We start from the raw sequence: 22396 nt of genomic DNA on the forward strand, positions 1-22396 counted from the left end.
GGCGGTCAGGATGGCAGCGCCCCGTCGAGGTACTCCTGCACGGGCGCGAAGAGCCCGTACGGCACGTACTTGGAGATCTCGCCACGGGTCATCCAAGCCAGCTCCGCCAGTTCCTCGGGCGCCGCAATATGGGTCGTGCCACTCACCACCTCGCACGCGACGTAGGACATCAGCCGGCCCGTAGTCGGGTGGACCCGTTCGCCGAGCAGCTTCACAGCCGCCACGGTCAGACCGGTCTCCTCCTGCGTCTCACGCACGGCGGCGTCTTCGCGGGTCTCGCCTTGTTCGACCTTGCCGGCCGGGAACTGCCAGGAGAGCGAGCCTTCGCTGACACGGCGACGCACCAGCAATACACGTCCCTCGCGAATGATGACGGCAGCGGCAACGCCCGTCCGTTTCTCCGCGTTTTGCCACATCATGTCTGTTCGTCCCGACGTGCCTTCATCCGCGTCGGGCCCGGAGCAAATCCCGGGCTTCCTCGGCGCACCCCCATGACAGCGTGACGCCAGCACCCCCGTGCCCGTAATTGTGCACGGCCACCGTGCCGTCCTCCCACAACTCCTCCTCCACACGGATCGCGGGGCGGGTCGGTCGAGCGCCGACCCTGTGCTCTAGGACGCGGGCCTGGGCAAGGCGGGGTTCGACCTCGGCACAGCGGGCCAGGATGCCGGCCGCGGCCTTGTCGTCAGCGGCGAGGCCGCCCTCGCCGTCAATGGCGGTGCCGCCCAGGACGACGGTGTCACCGTGGGGGTAGAAGCACAGCAGGTCCGGCGAGAGGCCGGTGTCCTCGGAGAAGAACTCGGTCAGCCCCGGGTTGGTGACGACGACGTGCTGGCCGCGGATGGGCCGAAGGTCATGGTCCGGGACCAGTTCCTGGGCACCCAGGCCCGTGCAGTTGACGATCACAGGAGCAGGGCCGGCGTCCGCGAGCGAAGCCAGGCGTCGCCGCTCGACCGTCCCCCCAGCGGCATGGAGGCGACGCAGGAGGAAGTCGAGGTAGGTGGGCATGTCGATCAGCGGCACCGTGAACCGGTAGCCGGCCGAAAACCCGGCCGGCAGTTCAGTCGGCTCACACGGCCGGAAGCCGGGCAGAGTGGTGGCCCAGTCCGGGGGCGCCTCGGCCGTGCGGGACGCCTCAATGCCGCTGGTGAGCCGGACGCCCGTCGACGGGTCCTTGGCCAGCTCGCGGAAGATCTCCAGGGACCGCTGCCCCCACTGGTCGACCTTGTTCTTCGGCTCGACCAGATACGGTCCCCACATCGCCCCGGCCGCCAGCGACGTGACGCCGGGCACCTGCTCGGCAATCACGTGCAATGAGGCTCCGGCCTCGGCGACAACGACGGCGGTGGTGAGCCCGGCCACCCCAGCCCCGACAACGACAACGCGCTCCCCCGCGGTCATGATCCTGACCCTAACGGCCAGGTGACATCGACGGGGCGTGTTCGGCGAGGGCGTGCTCCAGGGCCGGTAGGAAGCTGCGCACGTGGGCGTTGCGCTGTCGGCGGCGCAGGTCTGCGGCGAGCTGGTGGAGCAGGGCCGCGCTGCGAGGCGAGCGCACGACGTCGAGGCGGTCAGCGACGATCTGGCCGACCTGGCAAGCGGCCTCCAGGTCACCATGGGCGCTGTGGCCCAGGGCCAGCCAGGCCCCTTCGAACATGGCCCTGCGCTGGCTGGCGTCGCCGCGCGGCACGTCGTACGCCCCGGATTGGAGCATCTCCGTCCCTTGGGCGAGGAAGCGCCGGCCCCTTGTGCCCCCGTCCGCTTTCATCTGGGCGCGGCCCATCTGAATGAGGCCGTAACCGGCTTGGCAGTCCAGGTGGTTGTCGGTGAGGAAGTACATCCAGCGTGGCTCTTCTTGGCTGCCGTCCCGGCTGGAGATCAGTTCCCGGGCGGCCCCACGGGTGTGGGCGAAGTCGTTGTCACGCCCGGCGGCGGCGTACGCGTACGCGAGCCGGGACAGGACGGATGCCCGTACGACCGGCGGGGCGGCGTCGCTGGCCCGGCGAGCGGCCTCGCCGAGGGCGATGGCGTCCGCTGGGTGGCCCCGGCTCGCGGCCTGGAAGGAGAGATCGCCGAGGATGTGGGCGCAGAGGGGCAGGTCGTTGACCTGGTGTGCTGCCCGCAGCGCGGTAGCGAAGTAGCGCTGCGCCAGACCGTGGTCAGCGGCATCGAAGGCCATCCAGCCAGCCAGCTGGCCGATCTCCGCGAGCGCGCGGACGAGGCGGCTCGCGACGGCGGGAGCGTGACCGCCTTCGCGGATCAGCAGACCGACCGCACGAAACTGGGCACCCACGTAAGGGAGGTGCCGTGCCCCTCCGTGCTCGTCGTCGAGCGCGGAAAGCATGGGCAGATGCTGTTCGACCTGGTCCACGAGCGGATCGGCGCCCACGGATGGTGAAATCCGGGGCGCGTATTGACCGCGCCCCGCAGTGCCGTCGAGGTACTGGGCGACGATCGCCAGAAGCCCTGCGCCCGAGATCGCGAGGAATCGGCGTCGGTCGACCAGCCCTCCCATCACCCAGTCCTCCACGATCGCCTCCATGCCCTGCACGGTCCAGGGCCGTGCGAGATCCGTGTCCGCCGGGACGAGCGCCGAGGAGTCACCCACGCGGCCCTGCCAAAGATCGGCCACCGAGACAGGTCTACCCAGTTCCTGGGAGAGCACGTAGGCGGCCATCATCGGTAACGGCGAGCGCGGCAGCGAGCCGGCGTCCCGCCAGTGGTACGGGGCCGACTCGGCCACCGTCCCCGCTCCGAACACTCTGTTCAGCTTGCGAGCAAGCGCCTTGGGGCTCCATCCGAGTTCATCCAGGCACCCCGCCAGTACGTCGTTGGATTGCCCTGCCTGCGGTGCCACGTACAACCACCTCTTGCCCCAGTGGTTCATCCATCACTTCTCGCGCTCCCTCATGGTGACGCCCTCGGACGACCGATTCAGCTCCTTCTCAAGGAAGTTGACCGAGTTGACCCGTTGATCGGGTCCCGCGCGACCCCCTCCTCCGGTGTTCTTGGATCCCGGCGGAAGGCGCCGCCCTCGGTGCCGACGGAGAAGGAGGTGGGCCTTGAGACACCGCACGAGCACCTCCCGAGGCCGTCTCGGCAGTGTGCTGGACCACGACACCGAGCGTCCGGACTGCGTCCCGGGGTCCGGGCCCACCGACGGCGCCGGCGCGACCACGCTGATCACGGATCTGCCGTACGGGCCGAAGGCGGCCGAGGTCGCCCGGAAGGCTGTGGCTGTCGCACTCCACGGCACCGAGGCGGACCTCCTCGATGACGCCCGACTGATCACGTCCGAGCTCGCGACGAACGCGTTCGCCTCGGGCAGCCCGCCCCTGGTCCTGTGCGTCGACCGCACGACCCCGCCCACCGGTGGCCTGGAGGTCGAGATCACCGTCACCGACGGCGGCTGCTGTCCCCCCGCACCGTCCGCTCCGTCGGCTCCTGGTGAGGAGGCGGAATCGGGACGAGGGCTCGTCATCGTCGAGGCCCTGGCCGATGCCTGGTCGCTGACGACCGACACCCACGGCACCCGCGCCTGGTGCCGACTCGCCCGCGAGGCCCGCCCCTCGACGGCCAACACCTGATGCCCACGCCCGCGATACCCCGTCTGTGAAGGAGGCACCACACGGTGCGCATCGACCAAGCGACTCCACCACCCCCGCCCACGGCCGTACCTGAGCTGGTCCGCCAGCCCCGTGTCGTCGTCGCCCTCCACGAGGGCTTCTACGGCGCCGCGTCGGGCACCGGTTTCAGCAACCGGGCCTTCCTCACGGCACTCGCCCGCCTGCTGCCGCCGGGCCGCCTCTCCGTGATCACCCCGTACGTGTCGGACACGGCAGGAGCCCATGACCGGCGGTGGGCCAGCGAGGTCCAGCAGATGCTGCGGCAGGCCGAGGCCGACGTCATCACGATCCCGGAGGTCCAGGCGGCGCCGGAGTCGATCCACGGTTCCGTGCAGCTGTGCGACCTGGCGGGCGAGGCGGCCGTACGCATCGCTGAACGAGCGAGCCGGTGCCTCCTCATCGGCCTCGACATCCCGTTCCTCGGACTGGCCCCCTACACCTCGCCGACCACGGACCTGCTACTCGTTCCCCGCTCCACGACGGCGTTGACGCGACCCAAGGACATGTCCCGAGTCCGCTGGGAGCGGGACGCTCTGCGGGCGGCGACGGTCCGAGGCGGGCGGATCGGCGCCATCTCCTCCCACATGCGGGGCCACCTCATCGTCAGCTACGCCGTCCCCCGGGGAAGCATCGTGAGCGTCCCGAACGGGCTGATCCAGGAGGAGATGGCTCGTCCGACGAGCGCGCCGACCCTGCCCTTCAAGGCCCGCGCTGGCTTCCTGCTTGCCATGGGCCGTGCCGTGCCGACGAAGGGCTTCGACGACCTTCTGGAGGCGCTGCGCATCCTCAAGGAGCGCGGAGTCCGCGCTCCTCACCTTCTCCTGGCGGCCGTGACTTCGGACGAACAGGAGCGCCCGACCTCGTACCAGGAGGACTTGGCAGCACGCATCCGCACCTACGGCCTGGACGCGACCCCGATCACGCGTTTCACTCCCGCGATCCGTGCCTGGCTGCACAGCCCGGCCCTGCGCGCAGTCGTCGTTCCTTCCCGAGAGGAGCCTTTCGGGCGCATCCCCCTGGAGGCGTTCGCGGCCGGTGCGGGCCCGGTGGTGGCGACCACTGCCGGCGGGCTGGCTCAGACCGTGGTCGAGGGCGAGACCGGCTTCACCGCCGCCCCGCGCGACGCCCGATCTCTGGCCTCCGCCCTGCACCGTGCCCTCACTGTCCTGCCCCGAGAACGCGATCGGCTCCGGAGCGCCGGGGCGGCCCTGGTGCGCTCGCACCACGACTACGAGGCCAGCATCGGCTCCTTCATCGAACGCATCGCCCCTTGGGCTCTGGCACCGTCGCCCACCGCGGAGGGCCGGGCACGATGAACCGACCGGTGGTGTTGATCAGCCTGGAGTCCCCGCACTCCTTCTGGCGGTTGTCCGCCCAGCACGAGCGGGCACTGTCCGCCGCCTTCCCCGGTGTCGAGTTCCGTACGGCGACCGAGGAGGCCGTGCCGCACCAGTTGGCCGAGACGCACATTTACTTCGGCTGGAGGTTCGAGTCGTCGTGGCTGTTCGGCGCGCCTCATCTGAGGTGGATCGCCTCCCCGGCCGCCGGCACCGACCATCTGCCCGTTGCCGAGGCCCATTCCGTCGGGGTGGCTCTGACCCGCTCCTACGGGTTCCACGGCCGGCCCATGGCCGAGCACGCCATGGGGCTGGTCCTGGGTTTCTCCCGCGGGCTGTTCATGAGTCAGCGAGTCCAGCGGAACCGGTCCTGGTGGAAGGACGACCTCGCCGAGGAGTTCTTCGACCTGGCGGGCGCGGCGATGACCATCGTCGGCTGCGGCAGTATCGGCGGACACCTCGCTCGTGCGGCCCGGTCCTTCGGGATGGATGTCATCGGCGTACGGCGGACGCCGCCAGTGGCCGCCGAGGGCGGGATCACATGGATGCACACGTCGGCGGTGCACCAGGCGGTCACCGCCGCCGACGTGGTGGTCGATCTGCTGCCCGCCACGCGCGCCACGGACCGCTTCTTCGACCACGACCTCTTCACGGCGTTCAAGCCCCGGTCCCTCTTCCTCAACCTCGGCCGCGCGGCGACCGTCGATCAGGCGGCGCTCCTGGCCGCCCTCAACGCCGGCCGCCTTCGAGGCGCCGCTCTGGACGTCTTCGAGCCGAAACCGCTGCCCGCCCGCCATCCGCTGCGGCTCCACCCCCGGGTCGTACTCACGCCTAAGAGCTCCACGCTCAGCCGCACGTACATGGATCAGGCGGTCGCGTTCTTCGCCGACAACCTGCGCCGCTACCTCACCGACCAGCCGCTCAACGGCCTGGCCGAGGTGCCCGCTGCCCGCTCTCCCTTCGTAGGAGGCTGACCGATGCCCATCACGCGCCACCGCAATCTGGCCGCCGCCTTCGCCGCGACCGGCCGCAACCATCCCTATCTGGCCTTCACCCTGAACTCGCTCTGCAACCTGGACTGCGTGTTCTGCAAGCCACGCTGCATGCCGGACTACGGGCACAAGGACCGTCCCCTGACCGCCTCCGACTACGCGGCCATCGCCGCCGAGGCCGGAGCCTGGGAGATCAGGAAGGCGCACTGCTCCGGCGGGGAGCCGACCCTCCGGGCGGACATCCTCGACGTGATCGCGGGCCTGGCCGACGGCCTCGGGCCCGACGCCGCGATCGGCATGACCAGCCACGGCAACCTGCGCCGCGGCCTGAGCGTCGAAAAGCTCCACCGCGCCGGCCTGACGTACCTCAACCTCAGCCTGCACAGCCTCGACCCCGACCGGTCCGCCGAGATCATGGGCGGCGGCGACCCGCGCATTACCCGGCGCACCCTCGATGCCGCCCTCACCCTCGGCCTGCGCGTGAAGATCAACTGCGTTCTCCAGCGCACCTACCTGGACGACGCCTTCGCCGTGGCCGAGCTCGCCCGTGACTTGCCCGTCGCCGTCCGGCTGATCGAACTCCAGAACATCGGCCCCGCCCAGACGCTCTTCGACGCCGAGTTCATCGAGGAGGCGGAGGTCCGCGATCACCTCCACCAGTGGTTCGCGAACGCCGGCGAAGTACGCAGGGACGAGCTCGGGGTCCGCAGCCCAGGGCAGTACCTCCGCCCCGACGGCTGGGCCGGATCGATCGGCTTCATCTCCAACTCCAGCTGCGCCACCTGCTCCGACGCCAACCGCATCAAGATCACGCCCACCGGTGTGGCCCGCCCGTGCATCCTCCACAACCGCGACATCCCCCTGAAGCCCCACCTCGCCGACGGCACCCTTGGCGATGCCTTCGCGCACCTTTTCCAGGCCATGCTCGACCGCAACTCGAATGACGCCTGGCAGGGCTTCCACTACGTCGACTACGACCTGCGCTGGGACCGGATGGAGCGCCCCGAAGGCACCCCCGTCCTGCCCGTGCTGCCTCTCCTCACCACGGACGCGGTTCGGCCCGCCTGCTCCCGCGCCTCCACGAGCGAGCGGTGATGGCGGTGGTCGGAGCGCCGCCCCTCTACCTGGGGCTCGGAGCGCTGTACGAACGCGAGCTGGACACTCACGGCGTGGGCGCGGTGATGCTCACCCACAAGTGGCAGCCGGCCGACCTGCTGGCTCCCCACTCCGACATCGACGTGCGGGTCCTCCTCCCCCAGGCCCCGGCGGACTGGGAGGAGTGGAACCACCGCCTGGCCTCCGCGCACGCCGCCGCGGTCGGCAGGGAGGTCTCCCACCGACGTCTCCTGGAGCATCCACCCGGCTTCGCGTTCACCGTGGCCGAGGCCGACGCACGGCTCGTCTCCGCGCCAGAGCTCGCGACCTGGTCGCTGATCAGCGGGAGCTCGCGGGACTTCCAGCGCTGGAAGTCCCGGGCCCAGATGGCGCCGTGGTGCGAGGTCGACGAGCGGTTCTACCGGGGCATCTTGCACGGACGGCTGGGCGGCCGGTACCAACTGGCGGCCGACAGCGCCGACAACGTGGCGGAGGACATCACCGCGTACCGGCGCCACTGCGTGGCCTGGCACTACCTCGCGCCGTGCTGGTTCGCCGCCGCCGCGCTCGCGACACGGACCCGCTGCCCCGGCAAGACGGCCGCCCTCACGCAATGGCGGCCGGACGGGCTGGACGGGTACGCCGAGCTGTTCCTCGGGCACGCCGAAGATCGACCCGATGCCCGTCCGCGGAGCCCGCGTCACCTGCTCCGCACGGCCCATGTCGCCCTGGAGGCTGCGATGCGCCGCGTTCCCGACGCGGCCAGCACTGCCAGCAAGATCGATGAGCAGGCCCGTACCGACTGGGTGATGACCGCCGGGATGCTACGTGTCCGCGTCGCCCGCTGGCTGTACTACCTCGATCCGCCGCCCGGTGTCGCGACCGAGTACCTGATCCGACGCGAGGCGAAGGAACTCCGAGCCGCCGCGCAGACCCTGAACACGCTCGCGGCGGACGAGGGCACCTCTGCCCAGCGGCTGGCCGCTCGGATGGCGGCCCTGATCCCCACCGGCCCGACCACCGCCGGCACCCTGCGCGCGACCCTCTCGCTCTGGCACCGGCAGAAGTCAACCGTGCAGGACTTCCTCAGCCTCGCCGCCATCGACGTCCACCCCTGACCCAAGGAGTTCCGCCATGCCCGCGCGTGCACCCCTGCCCCGCGCCCTGAAGACGGCGAAGATCAAGATCACGACGAAGTGCAACCGGTCCTGCGACTTCTGCATCTTCGCCGACGGCGCCCAGGGCGAGAACATGCCCCAAGAGCTGTTCTCCACCATCCTGACCCGGCTGGAAACCATCCCCTTCCAGCAGCTGCACATCAACGGCGGCGAGCCCACCGTGCACCGGGACTTCCCCGCCCTTAGCGACGCGGCCCGGACCCGCCTGCCGGACAAGGTCATGGTTCTGGGCACCAACGCCATCACCCTGGCCCGCAACAAGCGGATCATGGAGGCCACCCTCCGCTCGTACGACCAGGTCCTCATCGGCTGCGACGACGAGCACGAGAACTACGACGAGGTCCACGCCGTCGTGCCCCGCCTTCGCGAGGCCGGCAAGACCGTGGTCATTAACAGCGTCTTGGAAGGCATCAGTTCCTCCCACCTCACGCAGCTCGCGAGCCTGTGCCGCACGTACGGCGCCATCCACGTCACCAACCATGTGCACCACGTCGACGTCGGCCAGCCGGCGAACGAGCTGCGTGGCCTCTGTGACCGTTACCTCGACCAGCACCTGATGATCGAGATGGACGGGTCCTGCTACCGCTGCTTCAACGCCATGGCGAAGGACGACAGCGAGTTCAGCATCTGGGACGAGGACTTCGCGGCCAAGGTGTTCGCGCCGCGCGGCCACCACTTCCGGTTCTGCCTGCGCTGCCACGAGTACACCGACTCGGGCGCCACCCTCCTCCCCGCACCGGCCTTGACTATCTGACCTCAGACCGGAGGTACACGACCATGCCCGCAGTCCTCGGACTGAACTTCCACCACGACACCAGCGCAGCCTTAGTCGTCAACGGCCGCCTCTACGCGGCCGAAGAGGAACGGTGGAGCGGCGTCAAGCACAACCACCCCACCCGCAAGGGCACGCTCACCTCCCCGACCCGCGCGCTCCAGTGGTGCCTGGAGGCCGCCGGCATCGAACCGCAAGACATCGACGCCGTCTGGGCCGCCTCCATGCGCCCGAACCCCGCCGCCGGCTGGTGGCTGGCCGAGGAGCGCGACGAACTCGCCGCCCTCCTGCCCGCTCCGCTCGGCGAACACCTCCGCCTCCTCTCCCACCACACGGCCCACGTGCTCTCCGGCTATCTGCTCTCCGGCCACGAGCACACGGCGGGTCTCGTCATCGACGCCGGGGGCTCCTCCCTCGGCTCCGACTTCGGTCCGGGACGGGAGCGCATCACGGGGTACGACCTGCGGCCCGATCGCATCGACCGCCTCCACCAGGGCATGCCGACCGTCGTGCCCAGCCCGGCCGGGCCCCGGCGCGTTCACTCCTCGCTCGGGCACTTCTACCGGAACCTCGCGCGGCGGGTGATCCCGCCCGGCGACGAGCCCGAGGGCAGCACGATGGCGCTCGCAGCCTTCGGCGATCCCCAGCGCTACGGAGCACAGATCCGCGAGCTGATCCGGCTCGGCGACGACGGCGAGGTCCGCATCGACCACCCCTGGGGCTCGGCGGACAGCAGCACACCGCTGCTGCTCGGTGGCCGGGCATGGACCACCGACAATGTCGCCGAGCAGCCGGAACACGAGCGGGCCGACCTGGCCGCCGCCGTACAAGAGGTCTTCGCCGAGTCCGTCGTCCACATCGCCCGCCACCTGCAACGGCTTACCAGAGCCTCGACGTTGGTGTTCTCCGGCGGATGCGCCCTGAACTCCCACCTCAACGGTCAGCTGGCCGCCGACAGCGGCTACGACACCCTCTTCGTGGCACCCGCGCCACACGACGCGGGCACCGCCGTGGGCGCCGCGCTGTACGGCTGGCACTACCAGCTCGGGCAGGAGCGCCTCCCTGTGCCGACCGACGCGGCCTGGGGCCCGACCCCCGGCGCTCTGCCGACGAAGGCGGTGCCGGCCGGGTACCGCGCGTTGACCGAACTCGGACCGGAACTGGCACCCACAGTGGCCGCGCTCCTCGCGGAACACCACATCGTCGGCTGGATGCAGGGACAACTCGAATTCGGGCCGCGAGCCCTCGGCCATCGCTCGATCCTCGCCCACCCCGGCCACGCCACCACGCGCGATCGGCTCAACGCGATCAAGAAGCGGGCCACCTACCGGCCCTTCGCCCCGGCCGTCCTCGCCGAGCACGCCACGGAGTGGTTCATGTCGGCGGGCGACCCCTTCATGAACCGTGTCGCCCGCGTCCGCCGATGCCGAGCCGACCACATTGCCGCGGTCACCCACCACGACGGCACGGCCCGCGTCCAGTCCGTCGCCGCCGACCACCAGGGCCTGCGCGTGCTCTTGGAGCGGTTCCACGACCGCACCGGACTGCCGCTGCTGCTGAACACGTCCTTCAACCGTAAGGGCACTCCCATCCTGCGGACCGCCGAGCAGGCCGTGGCAGCGGCGGCGGACCTCGGCCTCGACGCTCTGGCGGTCGGGGACACCCTGCTGCTCGCCGACCACGTGCCCGACCCCCGTGCCACAACCCTCCGTACGAGGTGAGGCGGATGAACCCCATCGACCTGTCCCACGTCCTGACCGTCCTCGGCGCCGATGCGTGGAGCGCGGACGAGCAGTCCCGCGCCCGCGTCGCTGGCGCCCTCGCCCGCACGGTCTACAACGGCCACACCCGCGACCAGGGCACCCCGTACCTGGAGCACCCGCTCGCAATCATCACGCTCTTGAGGACGGAGATCGGTGTCAGCCAAGTCGAGACCCTCCTCCTCGCCCTCCTCCACGACGCCCTGGAGGTAGCCCCCGCAACGGAGGCGCTGCTCGTCCAGCACCTCGGTGCCCCGTTCACCGCCCGCCTGCGGGCGATGACGGCGGACCACCGCCTGGAACAGCGGCCCAAGGCCGCCGGCGACGAGACCCGCTGGCGCTTCAAGCAGGCAGCGCTCCCGCCCGAGGACCTCCTCGTCCGGCTCGCCGACCGCCTCCACAACCTCCGCGATCTCGCCGCCTCTCCGAACCTCGACAGGCGCCGGCGGTTCGTTCAGGGCCTGGAGGACTTCCACCTCCCGCTCGCCGACGCCGCCCGCGGCCTCAGCCCCCACCTGGAGGCCATGCACGCACGGCTCCACGCTGAGTACGTCCGACACCGACAGGAGGTACGTCCGTGAAGCGGGTCGTCTACTCGATGGAGCCGGTCGGTCGCACCGGAGGCCGGGTCTACCTGCGGATGCTCCACGAGGCGACGGCTGACGACGTGGAGTGGCGCACGGTCCCGGACTACAAGCGCACCTACCGCGTCCGCCGCTGGCGCAAGCTCCGCCACCTCGCCCGCCTGGCCCCGACAGTACGGGCCCTGGACAGCGCCAGCGGCATCTTCGTGTGGGACGACCTGAGCCTGCTGCTCTTCACGCCGGAGATGCGGGCCCGCACGGTATTTCTCCTGCACCACTACGAGCCGCTGCAGCACGACTCCACCCCCATCGAGGCCATGCTCTGGGAACACCTGTTCCGAGTTCTGCCGCAGTGTGCCGCCGTGGTCTGCGTTGCCCCGTACTGGGCCGACTTCCTCCGGGCCCGAGGCGTACGCGACGTACGGGTGATCTACAACGCCTTCGACATGACGGAGGTCGAGCGGGCACGCGGCTTCGACCGCGCCGAATGCCGCGCCGAGTTCGACCTGCCCCCGGACGTGATCGGCGTGTACGCGGGCAAGGCCGTGCACTGGAAGGGCACCGAAGAGGTCTCGGCGGCCCTGGCCGGCGCGCCCGGGCTGCGGGTGATCACCAGCGGCAGCAACACCATCGGCTTCGACGGCGCCCACTACGACGTGGAGCGCGAGCGGTACCTGCGGCTGCTCTGCGCGTGCGACGTCGGCATCTTCCTCCCCCAGATGCGGGAGGGCTGGAGCCGCTGCGCGGCCGAGGCCCTACTGCTTGGCCTGCCCTGCCTGATCCGCCCGGTGGCCGGCCTGGGCGACCTCGCCACGCTGACCGGCCAGCCAACCCCGGACCTCGGCCGACTGCCTGCGCAGGTCCGGGAACGCGCGGCGGCACGCCAGACAGAGACCAAGGCCGCGTACGAGGCCCTGGCCCGGTTCGATCTGAACTACTTCGGCAACGCCTGGGGCGACCTTCTCGCGAAGGTCGCCTGAACGGCGACTACGCCTGCGCGGCGGCCAGCTTCTTGGCCGCCGCGTCCAGACGGGCCAGTACGCGGTCCCGGCCGAGCAGCTCCATGGACTCGAACAACGGGAGCCCAATCGTCCGGCCGGTGACCGCGACCCGGATGGGCGCCTGCGCCTTGCCCAGCTTGAGTCCGTGCTTCTCACCGACGGCGAGCAGGACGGCCTTCAGGTCGTCCGCCTTCCAGTCCGCGACGGTGGCCAGCTCGGCACGGGCATCGGACAGGATGTCGCCGGCGCCCGCCTTCATCGCCTTGTTCCACGACGCCTCGTCCTCGACCGGCTCGTCGAGGAACAGGAAGTCCACGTAACTGGTGATCTCCGACAGCAGCGCCAGTCGGGTCTGAGCCAGCGGGGCCGCCACCTCGAAGAGGTCCTTGTCGAACGCCTCCGGCGCCCACGGCGCGTATGGGGCGACGAGCCACGGCGCGCAGGCGTTGGCGAACTGCTCCGGCGAGAGCGCGCGGATGTAGTCGCCGTTGAACGCCGTCAGCTTCTTCACGTCGAAGAACGCCGGCGCGGTGTTGACGTCCTCGATACGGAAGAGCTGCTCCAGCTCTTCGTACGGCATGATCTCCTGGTCACCGCCGGGGCCCCAGCCGAGGAGCATGAGGTAGTTCACCATCGCCTCGGGGAGGAAGCCCTCGGCGAGGTAGTCCTCCAGCGCGACCTTGTCACGGCGCTTCGAGAGCTTCTGCCGCTTCTCGTTCACGATCACCGGCAGGTGCGCCCACACCGGCGGCGTGGCGCCGAGCGCCTCCCACAGCAGCTGCTGCTTCGGCGTGTTCGACAGGTGCTCCTCGCCGCGGATGACCTGCGTGATGCCTTCGTCCAGGTCATCGACGACGTTGGCGATCAGGAAGACCGGGGACCCGTCGCCACGGGCGATCACGAAGTCCTCGATCGCGCTGTTCGGGAAAGCCGGCTCCCCGCGGACCAGGTCGACCACGACGGTCTCGCCCTCGTCCGGCGTACGGAACCGCAGGGCCCGCCGCTCCTCGAAGGCCAGCCCGCGATCGCGGCAGAAGCCGTCGTACCCGAGGTGGTCCGACCCGGTGCGCTCCTTCAGCTGTTCCCGGGTGCAGTCGCAGTAGTACGCCCGGCCAGCCGCGAAGAGCTGCTGAGCCGCTTCCCGGTGCCGGTCGGCGTTGTGCGACTGGAAGTACGGCCCCTCGAAGGCCGGGTCCTCGCCATGGATGCCGATCGCCGCGAGCGCGTTGATGATCCCGTCGATCCACTCCGGCTTGTTCCGGGCCGCGTCGGTGTCCTCGATCCGCAGGACGAACGTGCCGCCGGACTGTCGTGCCACCGCCCAGTTGTAGAGAGCGGACCGTGCACCACCGACATGGAACATGCCGGTCGGGGACGGGGCGAAACGAACGCGAACCGGGGCAGTAGACATGCGCTCCAGGGTACCGACGTGGAGCCTCCACCCCGGACCACTCGCCCTACCCCCATACCAACGCTTTTCGGCCGTCCTCGCCCTCCACTCGCCCGCCCCCTCTACCCGCCTGCGCGGGAGACCCTTACGCAGCAGCTCGTACGCCCAGTCGACACCTGCTGGGAGACTCGGCGGAAGTTGAGGGGGCGCTCGCGTCCTCTACTGCCGGTATGTGTCCTTGCCAAAGATGAACATGGTCGACACGGCCGCACTAACCAACGTTTCAGGCGCTGTCCCGCAGTACCGGTCAACATCAGCAGCCATGCGGGGGAACATGCTCTCGGGCGGGTCCGCCTGGATGCCTTCCTCCCGCCTCTTGTCCACAAGGAGGTGGCGCACAACTCTGTCACGCTGCGTCGCGCTCAAGCCCCCGGACCAGTCCTTACAGAGCACCGCCTGGGGGTCTACAGGGATCTCGCGCTGCGCTCCAGGCTGCGTTGCCGAAGCCACCCCACTTGCGCTCGGGGTGCCAGCAGCCTTGGCTTCGGCGTCATCACCGCCGCACCCGACAGTTGCAAGCAGAACGAGGCTGACACCCACGGCCTTCAGACCGCTACGCGATGACGACACGCTTCCCGCCAGGAAGTCCGCTACTACGTGAAGTGGATCAAGGTGACACCCAGCGTAGTTCGCGAGAGGCAGCCGTCACCATCCGGCACTGGCCCTTCTCTCGGGCCACGGGCACCGCACACCTGGCACCCCGCCATCGTCTCAGTTCTGGTCTCATTCGCCCCCGTCCGGCCGGGTTCACCGGGCTAGCCGCCAACGGCTTTCTCCCAGGTGAGAACCGCCTTGCACCGCCCCAGACCCCCATACGAGCCTTGGGTGGTCGTTGTGGCTCTGTTTGATTGCGGAGGCGGTCGCGGTGTCCGTATCCTTCCGTGCAACGCGATGACGGAGACGAGTAGCCAGGGATCACGCGAGCCCAGAGAGCCGCCGGAAGCTGGGAAGGCGGTCTCGCGCTCCCGGGTGAAGACCCTCCTGAGCGCGGGGAGGAACGACCCCGTTCGTGGGTCCAATGCCCCGCCGGCCGGCCCCCGTCACCGGGCCCGAATGAGGCCGCCACTATGTGGCGGCGAAAGTGCGGTGGCACCGCGAGTTGCCCTTCTCGCCCGCACTCCCAAGGGATCATGACGACGTCCTTCGGAGGACCGCAATGATCCACAGCCGCGTACACGTCTCCGACCTGCGAGAACACGTCGGCCGTACCGTTTCCGTCTGCGGGTGGGTGAACACCCCCCGCCTGCAGCGCAAGATGCAGTTCGTCATCGTTCGGGACAGCACCGGCATGGTGCAGGTGACCCACAAGCGCGACGAGGGGCCGCTGGAAGCGCAGCTCGAAGCCCTCACCCCCGAGTCCGCAGTCAAGATCACGGGCCTTGTCGTCGATGCTGCCCAGGTCAAGCTCGGCGGCCTGGAGATCGTGCCCGAAGCGGTGGAGGTCCTGAACCTGGCCGCCACGCCGCTGCCGATCGACGAGAACACCGGCCTGGAGCAACGGCTCGACTGGCGCTTCCTGGACGTGCGCCGCCGTCCCGCCACGCAGTTGATGTTCGCCGTGCAGACCACCTTGGAGCAGGGGATGCGCGAGTACGCCTACGCGCAGGGCGCCACCGAGATGCACACCCCCAAGCTCATGGGCACCGCCTCGGAGTCCGGCGCGGAGGTCTTCAAGCTCGGCTACTTCGACCGCAGCGCTTACCTGGCACAGTCGCCCCAGTTCTATAAGCAGATGGCGATCTCGGCCGGGATCGACAAGGTCTTCGAGATCGGGCCCGTCTTCCGCGCCGAGCCGTCGTTCACCTCTCGGCACGCCACCGAGTTCACCGGCGTCGACGTGGAGCTGGCCTGGATCAACGGCGTCGAGGACGTGATGGCGTTCGAGGAGCAGATGCTCGCCCACGCGATCGCCAAGGTGGCCGACGCCCATGGCGAGGCGATTGCCGAGCACTTCGGCGTCGAGGTCACCGTCCCCACGACTCCCTTCCCCCGCATCACCATGGCCGAGGCGCACGAGATCCTGCGCAAGGGCGGCTGGGACCCGGAGGGGGTCAAGGTGGACCTGGACCCGGAGGGCGAGCGGAGCATCTCGGCTCACATCAAGCAGGCCACCGGGCACGAGTTCGTGTTCATCACGCACTACCCGGTGAGCATCCGGCCTTTCTATCACATGCGGCCGGCCGACGACCCGAGCCTGACCCTGAGCTTCGACCTGCTGTGGAAGGGCCTGGAGGTCACCACCGGCGCCCAGCGTGAGCACCGGTATGACGTGCTGCTGAAGCAGGCCGCCGAGAAGGGCATGAGCCCCGAGCCGCTGCAGGACTACCTGAACGCGTTCCGGTACGGCTGCCCGCCGCACGGCGGCCTCGGCATGGGCCTCGGCCGAGTGCTCATGGTGCTGCTCGGCCTGGACTCGATCCGCGAGGCGACCTTCCTCTTCCGCGGGCCAAACCGGCTCACCCCATAACCGGCCGTAGGACGCGGTCTCAGTAACGGACATGTGGACGCGAGGAAGGCATCGGCGACGCACTGGCTGCCAAGATCAGGGCCTCGCTCACTTACCGAGACCTCGTGGGCCATCCAGGCTGTGAGGTGCGACTCCACGACACGACGCTCTACAACTCGATCTTCCGCTACGACGACCACCTCTTGATTCAACCCCCACATCTGGGGCCGGCCGGCCAGCGCGAACCCGCTCCTCCAGCTCAGGCGCACGACCAACGCAGAATGGTTCGAGCGGTACGGCGAGAGCTTCGAGGCCGTCTGGTCATCCGCGCGCCCCTGGGCGCCCGACAGGCAGGAGCAGCACCACCGTGGGCAGGACTGAGTACTACCACGACCCCAAGGCCCCCAAGGCCAACACCCTGATCCCCGCGAGCAACATGCTCGTCGTCAACGACGACGGCGCCATCCTGCTCCAGCGCCGGCGCGACACCGGCCAGTGGGCCCTGCCCGGCGGCGCCCAGGACATAGGAGAGAGCCCCGCACAATGCGCGGTCCGCGAGTGCGAGGAGGAAACCGGCATCGTCGCGGAGGTCACCGGCTTCCTCGGCGTCTACTCCAACCCGGAGCACATCATCGAGTACACGGACGGCGAGATCCGGCAGCAGTACGAGGCCGTGTACATCGGCCGTCCCGTCGGCGGGAAGCCCACAGTCAACGAGGAAGCGGACGGTGTCCGCTGGGTCCACCCGAAGGACTTCGGCGAGCTGGACATCCACCCGAGCATGCACGAACAGCTCGGCCACTACCTGGCCGGCGACTATCCCCACCTGAGATAGACCCCTCAGAGCACGACGTCCGCCTCGACCGCGGCCGCCCTTACGCGCTCCACGCTGCCGTGGATCGCAGGGGCGGCCCGGCGGATGAACCGCCCGACGACACTGTCCTCCCCGTAGCGGCCGAGGATCTCGCCGACTCGCTCCTCCGACGTCGTACGCCCGCCGTCAGGCGTCGTGGTCATGTCGCAGTACACCAGCGCGTCCACGAGCAGCGGATCACCAAGCAACGGAAACTCGCCGGCCAGCTCCGAGCGGAGCCCACGCTCCTCCGCCTCCAAGAGGGCAAAGGAGTGGTTCGCCACCAGCCGCACGACGGACTCGGGCGCGAACTGAACGTCCCGCAGGTGGCGCGCACCGTCCAGGGGATGGAAGCCGGTATCGACGAGCCGCGGCGCGTATCCGATGTCGTGCAGTACGGCCGCCGCCTCCAGAACTGCGGCCCTCTCCCCCTTCAAGAGCGGCCCGAGCCGTCTGGCGCACGCAGCCACCCCCTGCGTGTGCGCCCATCTGCGCGGCAGACTCTCAGCCAGCAGCCCACCCGCCAGGTTGTACGCCCAGTCCCGTTCGAAGTTCGCCACGTTCGGAGAATACGTCCGCAAGCGCTTCAGCTGGGACCTTCACCGTGATGCCTGGCGGCTTGTCGCTTTGCTGGCAGGATGACTTCGTGACGACCAACGATCCTGAGGAGTGGAGTCCCGCTCCAATCAGCGAACTGGCTGAGCTTTTCCGGGCGGTTGAATTTTCGTGGTGGGTTGCCGGTGGTCGCGCGATCGAACTCGCCGTCGGGCACGAGCTGCGGACACATGGAGACCTTGACGTTCTCGTGCTGCGGCGCGATCAGTCACAAGTCCAGGAGTGCCTGTCAGGCTGGGATCTCCATGTCGCAGACCCACCGGGCACCGGCAAGCTCCGCGTATGGCGGTTTGGCGAGGTTCTCGAAGAGCCCCTTCATGACATTTGGTGTCGCCGAACGCCGGACTCGCCATGGTCAGTGCAGCTCATGCTCGACGATGCCGTCGAAGATGAATGGGTGTCGAGGCGCGACCGACGCGTGCGGATGCCACTCGCACGTCTCAGCCGCGTCGCCCCGGACGGCACACCGTACCTCGCACCTGAGGTACAGCTCTTCTACAAGTCGAAGCACACCAGGGAGAAGGACGAGGTGGACTTCGAGGCGGTCCTCCCGCTCCTGGACAGAGACCAGCGGGCTTGGCTGCTGGACGCCCTCGCGACGACCGCGCCAGGGCACCCCTGGCGACAGAAGCTGCATTAGGCTCTGCCTGTCGTTCTCCGCCAGCTTCCGCAGCCTTGCTGATTAACGCTGGCTGTCGGTCGGCCTTCGCGCGAGTGTGGCCGCCGGATGGTCCGAGTGGGTGGAAATCAGCGGCAGCTCGTCGGGCCGCGACGCGACCCTCAGCACACAGCCCTGTGCCGAGCGCCGGGGCATACTCCAGGCGAGCCCCCAGAGGTCACGCGTGCTTGCTGGGCCGTCGCCTTGGCCGGAACTGCGTTGCTGGACCTGCGGGCCACGGACGAAGATCTTACTGTCAGTGCCGTGGGTGATACTGAGACGGACCACAGGAACGTATCTGCCAAGTGAGTCACGGGGGTTGGTGTGACGGGGTGGGACATCGAGCCGATGGGCGTGCAGTCGGTGATCTCTCAGGTGAGGGAGGCCACTGACGGCATGAACGCCGGGATCAAGCTGTACGGAGCGGCTGTGCAGGGGGCGATGGCCTCGTCGGGCACGCTGGCCGTGGGCGGAGAGAGCGGCGGCCAGGCGGTCGGACTGGTGGCAGTTGCTCTGGGGGAGTTCGTCCAGGGGTCTGAGAGGGACGTGGTGGCTTTGCCGCTGCGTGCCAGCAGGTCGGCGAACGGCGCCATCGAGGCGACCAACGCCTACCTCGCTGGAAGCCTGGAGCAGGCGTGGAACGCGCAGCGGCAGGCGACGCTGCCGCCTGATGTGACGGCGTTCCTCGAAGCCACGCGCAAGGGGGCAAGCGAGAAGTGATCAGCCCGGAGAAGATACCCACCTTCACCGGCGACCTGGGTGAGCTGCAGCGGGACATCATCGCTCTACGGCAGGCGGCGAAGGCCATCAGGGAGAACTGCAGCGACGTCCACTCCCGGTTCCAGAATCTGAGCGCCTCGTACAAGGCGCCCGAGGCCGGGCAGCTCTTCGGCACGACGCAGGCCGTGCAGGACACGTCGGGCTCCTTCGCGGACCGGCTGGAGACGGTGGCCGGGGCTCTGGAGACGTACGCCGTCGAGGTCGTCGAGATCACCAAGCAGCTCGAGATGCTGCGCTGGCAGGCCGGCCGGTTCGTGGAGTCGGTCAAGGACGACGACGGCCCGCTGGGGAACTGGCGCAAGGACGAGGAGAAGGTCGCCGAGCACCAGGCGCTGTGGGACGGGGTGAACACCGCGGTCGCCGCGTTCCAGCAGGCCGAGGTGACGTGTGCCGACAAGATCACTGCCCTGGTGGGCGGCACACAGTGGCACATCAATGATGGCAGCCCCAAGCAGGAAAACCCCTACGGCTTCAGTGCCGAGCAACTGTCCCAGGCCGAGTCCCTTCCCTGGGGCACCCCGGAGGAACGCGAATTTCTGCCGTTCGGGGTCGATCACCACCTGAAGGAGTTCGGGGTCGGCCTGTGGGACAACGCGGCCGGCACGGTGGAGGGACTGGTCGACCTCTTCAGCCCGGGCGAAGAGGGAGGCGCTGCCCGCGAGGGACTGCTCCGAGTGATCGTCGGCGCTGAGGCATACCTGGTCGACCCGCACGGCGACCGGGATCTCTCGCCGGTCATGAAGAAGTTCATGGACGACAGCAAGCCGTACGCCAAGGAGTTCGCCAAGTCGTTCGTCGGCTGGGACGACTGGACCACCAACCCTGGCAAGGCCAGCGCCACGGTCGTCTTCAACGTCCTCACCCTGGGCGTCGGACCACTGAAGGCGGGCTCGGCAGCCAAGGCGGGTGCGGCCTCCCGCGTGGCGGGCACCCTGGCCAAGGTCGGTGAGGTCCTGGACCCGATCGGCGCGGCGGCCAAGACCGTCGGCACGGCCGCTCGCTCCCTTCCCCGGGTTGCCGATCTCGTCGCCGGCGTACGAGGCGCCCCCGCGGCCGCCGCGGCCGCAGACGCCGCCCACAGCGTCCTCGAGTTCCCCGACGGCTCCCAGCTCCGCATCCAGGACGGAGAGTTCATCCCCGGGAAGAAGGGCGAACCCGACACGACCCCTGCCCCTCACGAGCCGGCAGCCGCCGAACGCGCGCCCTCGATCGAGACACCGCGCCAACACGAACTGGTTGGCGCGGGTGCCCGCACGCCCGATGCCACCGCTCACGCGGGCGAGAACCTGCCGCCCCAGGCCAGTCACGAGGCGCCCAGTGGAGGCGGGCCTTCTCACGACAACTCCACACCCCACAGCGGTCACGCGGGCGTAGGTGACCAGCACGGAGGTCAGAAAGCCGGAGCACAGCCACATTCCGGTGGCGGGCACGGAGCCGAAACCCCGGACTCAGGTTCTTCAGGGCACTCCGAAGCCACACCCAATGTTGGTGGCGGCGATGGAACGGGGCATGCAGACGATGGCCACGCGGGCGGTGAGAAGCCCGACACCACGACCTCAGGCCCCATGGAACGAGGGGGCGAGGCCGAGCGTCAGCTCCGCGAGGGAATCAGCAACATTCCCAGGAACACAATGAAGCCCAAGGTGATCGAGAAGATCGTGCAAAGGCTGGGCGAATCCCCCTCCGGGCGCGAGATCGCCGACATCATCATTTCCGGCCATCTGTCACAGTTCCCCGGCTACAGGGACACCGTGTCCATGTTGGGCTCCGGAATCGCGGACCAGGCCCCTCGCGCCATGGACCAGCTCCGACTCGCCGACCAATTCCACAAAACCGGATTGCAGACCATCGAGCTTGAGGTCAAAAACCCCTCGATCAAAGCAGACCTCGACGTGCGCGTGACAGACGACGCAGGAAACACCTACGGCTACCAGATGAAACGGCTCAACAACCCTAAGAATCCATTCGACTCGATTACCAAGCCAGACAATCTGGGGCAGTTGTCAAAGTCTGCGGCCGACCACAAAATCATGCTCATTGACGGCCAGGGGTCAGTGGCCGAGTGGAAAGCCAGAGGGATTCCGGAGGAACTCCTGCAGGTTCATCGAGGCGAGCATCCGTTCAAGAGCGAGAAGGGGCGTGGCATCATGTTTGTGCTCCGGCTCGACGACGGTACGATCATTATTCCGCCCGGCTCCAAGGTCGACCCACGAGGTGTTCTGTGATTACGACTCTCCCCGTCGGTGGCTGGTCCTGGGAGACCAAAACACAGGTCTCGGGCGGCGATCCGACAACACGGTGCGCACAAGAGGCACTCAACGCGTGGTTGGTCCTCCGCGCGCGCGGTCTCGCCGACAATGCCGCGCAAGCCGACCTCACCATCAGAGCGAAGGATGGCGCCGCCGTCCTCGTCAGCCTGAAGAGAGTGCATGTAGAGCTGCAAAGCGCCCTCTCCAGGAATGAAATGTTCAGCGACGTGCCTACTGTCGACTGGGACCGTGTCGGCGTGGTCACGATCGACCTCTCAGTCCCTGGCACCTGCCTCCGGGCCGGCGAGCCCCATCACGTGGGAAAGCTTTTCACGATCTCAGTTGATGCCTGGGCCAGCGGTGCGGGAACCCTGACACTTCACACGTTCTCCGACGCCTGGATGTCCCACAACCTGCGAGGCCACAAGCAGCCCGAGGTGCAGAAAGAGAACGCGCCACGCCTTAAGTCCGCCCTCGCCGCTATCGAGGATCTGATGGCGGCTGAGACCATTCCTTCGGATTCCACTTCGTACGGCATTCCAAGCAAGAACGGTTTCGAAGACCTTCCGGACGAAGATCCGGATCTGCTGGATTCGTGGTACATGTTCGAAGTTCCGCGCCGGACTGATCAGATGCTGGCGAGGCTTCCGTCGGACGCTGTCTCATACAGCCTGGAGACCGAGTCACCTGTCGAGTTTGTCGAAGTGGCCGTTGGCGATCGCGTTATCGGTTACCTGTGGGCATCTGATGTCGACGACGCCGCGGGGTATGAACCGCGCACCCCGGCCGGCGATGACGCCGTAGATGCTGGGCCCACATGGCTGACGCGCCTGAGCGACGCAAAAAACCGCGGACTATCTCCGACTCAGGCGTTGCGCGACCTGTCGGCGTGGCCCGACGACTCACAGGCCGGGGCCATCGTGCCCGCCTCACTGCGACAAGCCTCCTCGCTGGAAGATCTACAGGAACTCTCCGGCCGCGAGTAAGGCACCGCCCGGAT

Annotated in this window: 20 protein-coding genes and 1 pseudogene; 16 read left to right on the top strand and 5 right to left on the bottom strand. The window is 68.8% G+C overall.

Going from position 1 to position 22396, the window contains the following annotated elements:
- Window positions 1–5: 5 nt before the first annotated feature.
- The 3 genes from BKD26_RS14805 to BKD26_RS14815 are packed head-to-tail and all read right to left on the bottom strand — an operon-like array spanning window position 6 to window position 2857.
- Window positions 6–419: an NUDIX hydrolase gene (locus tag BKD26_RS14805; RefSeq protein ID WP_084898289.1), complete on the bottom strand. Its 414-nt coding sequence runs from the start codon at window positions 417–419 to the stop codon at window positions 6–8.
- Window positions 420–441: 22 nt separating this feature from the next.
- Window positions 442–1401, bottom strand: a complete 960-nt coding sequence (locus BKD26_RS14810) for an FAD-dependent oxidoreductase (RefSeq protein ID WP_084898290.1) — start codon at window positions 1399–1401, stop codon at window positions 442–444.
- A gap of 10 nt (window positions 1402–1411) precedes the next feature.
- Window positions 1412–2857 (bottom strand): transcriptional regulator, encoded by a 1446-nt coding sequence (locus BKD26_RS14815; protein WP_084898503.1) that lies wholly within the window; start codon window positions 2855–2857, stop codon window positions 1412–1414.
- 205 nt (window positions 2858–3062) lie between these two features.
- Here BKD26_RS14815 and BKD26_RS14820 point away from each other — a divergent pair, with 205 nt between their 5' ends.
- The 9 genes from BKD26_RS14820 to BKD26_RS14860 are packed head-to-tail and all read left to right on the top strand — an operon-like array spanning window position 3063 to window position 12324.
- Window positions 3063–3587 (top strand): ATP-binding protein, encoded by a 525-nt coding sequence (locus BKD26_RS14820; RefSeq protein WP_084898291.1) that lies wholly within the window; start codon window positions 3063–3065, stop codon window positions 3585–3587.
- A gap of 44 nt (window positions 3588–3631) precedes the next feature.
- Window positions 3632–4942, top strand: coding sequence for a glycosyltransferase family 4 protein (locus tag BKD26_RS14825; RefSeq protein ID WP_084898292.1), 1311 nt, complete (start codon window positions 3632–3634; stop codon window positions 4940–4942).
- Entirely contained in the window at window positions 4939–5937 is a 999-nt protein-coding gene (locus BKD26_RS14830) for a D-2-hydroxyacid dehydrogenase (RefSeq protein WP_084898293.1), read from the top strand. Before BKD26_RS14825 ends, BKD26_RS14830 begins: the two co-directional genes overlap by 4 nt.
- Before the next feature lie 3 nt (window positions 5938–5940).
- Window positions 5941–7050 carry a radical SAM protein gene (locus BKD26_RS14835; RefSeq protein WP_084898294.1) on the top strand — a complete coding sequence of 370 codons (1110 nt, stop codon included), beginning with the start codon at window positions 5941–5943 and terminating at the stop codon, window positions 7048–7050.
- Window positions 7050–8168: a hypothetical protein gene (locus tag BKD26_RS14840; RefSeq protein ID WP_084898295.1), complete on the top strand. Its 1119-nt coding sequence runs from the start codon at window positions 7050–7052 to the stop codon at window positions 8166–8168. The genes BKD26_RS14835 and BKD26_RS14840 overlap by 1 nt, the downstream gene beginning before the upstream one ends.
- A 16-nt stretch (window positions 8169–8184) precedes the next feature.
- A complete protein-coding gene (locus BKD26_RS14845; protein ID WP_084898296.1) occupies window positions 8185–8982 on the top strand; it encodes a radical SAM protein in 798 nt (265 codons plus the stop codon).
- A gap of 23 nt (window positions 8983–9005) precedes the next feature.
- Entirely contained in the window at window positions 9006–10721 is a 1716-nt protein-coding gene (locus tag BKD26_RS14850) for a carbamoyltransferase C-terminal domain-containing protein (RefSeq protein WP_084898297.1), read from the top strand.
- Between the two features lie 5 nt (window positions 10722–10726).
- Window positions 10727–11341: an HD domain-containing protein gene (locus BKD26_RS14855; protein ID WP_084898298.1), complete on the top strand. Its 615-nt coding sequence runs from the start codon at window positions 10727–10729 to the stop codon at window positions 11339–11341.
- Entirely contained in the window at window positions 11338–12324 is a 987-nt protein-coding gene (locus BKD26_RS14860) for a glycosyltransferase (protein WP_084898299.1), read from the top strand. The genes BKD26_RS14855 and BKD26_RS14860 overlap by 4 nt, the downstream gene beginning before the upstream one ends.
- Before the next feature lie 7 nt (window positions 12325–12331).
- On the opposite strand, the gene gltX is transcribed toward BKD26_RS14860, so the two are convergent.
- Window positions 12332–13708 (bottom strand): glutamate--tRNA ligase, encoded by a 1377-nt coding sequence (gene gltX, locus BKD26_RS14865; RefSeq protein WP_241518680.1) that lies wholly within the window; start codon window positions 13706–13708, stop codon window positions 12332–12334.
- A 1243-nt stretch (window positions 13709–14951) separates the two neighbouring features.
- Between gltX and aspS the strand changes: the two genes are divergently transcribed.
- The 3 genes and pseudogenes from aspS (at window position 14952) to BKD26_RS14885 (ending at window position 17076) form a co-directional block, all read left to right on the top strand.
- Entirely contained in the window at window positions 14952–16262 is a 1311-nt protein-coding gene (gene aspS / locus BKD26_RS14875; protein WP_084898302.1) for an aspartate--tRNA(Asn) ligase, read from the top strand.
- 35 nt (window positions 16263–16297) lie between these two features.
- Window positions 16298–16622, top strand: a pseudogene (locus BKD26_RS41300) (XRE family transcriptional regulator); the annotation flags it as partial.
- The gene (locus tag BKD26_RS14885) at window positions 16609–17076 is read left to right on the top strand and encodes an NUDIX domain-containing protein (RefSeq protein WP_084898303.1); all 468 of its coding nucleotides are present in this window, start codon (window positions 16609–16611) and stop codon (window positions 17074–17076) included. The pseudogene BKD26_RS41300 and the gene BKD26_RS14885, both read left to right, overlap by 14 nt.
- Before the next feature lie 5 nt (window positions 17077–17081).
- On the opposite strand, the gene BKD26_RS14890 is transcribed toward BKD26_RS14885, so the two are convergent.
- Window positions 17082–17654, bottom strand: a complete 573-nt coding sequence (locus BKD26_RS14890) for an HD domain-containing protein (protein WP_084898304.1) — start codon at window positions 17652–17654, stop codon at window positions 17082–17084.
- 86 nt (window positions 17655–17740) lie between these two features.
- Between BKD26_RS14890 and BKD26_RS14895 the strand changes: the two genes are divergently transcribed.
- The 4 genes from BKD26_RS14895 (at window position 17741) to BKD26_RS14910 (ending at window position 22382) form a co-directional block, all read left to right on the top strand.
- The gene (locus BKD26_RS14895) at window positions 17741–18349 is read left to right on the top strand and encodes an amino acid transporter (RefSeq protein ID WP_084898504.1); all 609 of its coding nucleotides are present in this window, start codon (window positions 17741–17743) and stop codon (window positions 18347–18349) included.
- A gap of 342 nt (window positions 18350–18691) precedes the next feature.
- Window positions 18692–19087 carry a DUF6507 family protein gene (locus BKD26_RS14900; RefSeq protein WP_084898305.1) on the top strand — a complete coding sequence of 132 codons (396 nt, stop codon included), beginning with the start codon at window positions 18692–18694 and terminating at the stop codon, window positions 19085–19087.
- The gene (locus BKD26_RS14905) at window positions 19084–21372 is read left to right on the top strand and encodes a hypothetical protein (RefSeq protein ID WP_084898306.1); all 2289 of its coding nucleotides are present in this window, start codon (window positions 19084–19086) and stop codon (window positions 21370–21372) included. Before BKD26_RS14900 ends, BKD26_RS14905 begins: the two co-directional genes overlap by 4 nt.
- On the top strand, window positions 21369–22382 hold the full coding sequence (locus tag BKD26_RS14910; RefSeq protein ID WP_084898307.1) for a hypothetical protein: 1014 nt from the start codon (window positions 21369–21371) through the stop codon (window positions 22380–22382). Before BKD26_RS14905 ends, BKD26_RS14910 begins: the two co-directional genes overlap by 4 nt.
- Window positions 22383–22396 lie beyond the last annotated feature (14 nt).

Source organism: Streptomyces sp. CB03238 (genome assembly GCF_002099185.1).
In the GTDB taxonomy this organism is placed as follows: Bacteria; Actinomycetota; Actinomycetes; order Streptomycetales; family Streptomycetaceae; genus Streptomyces.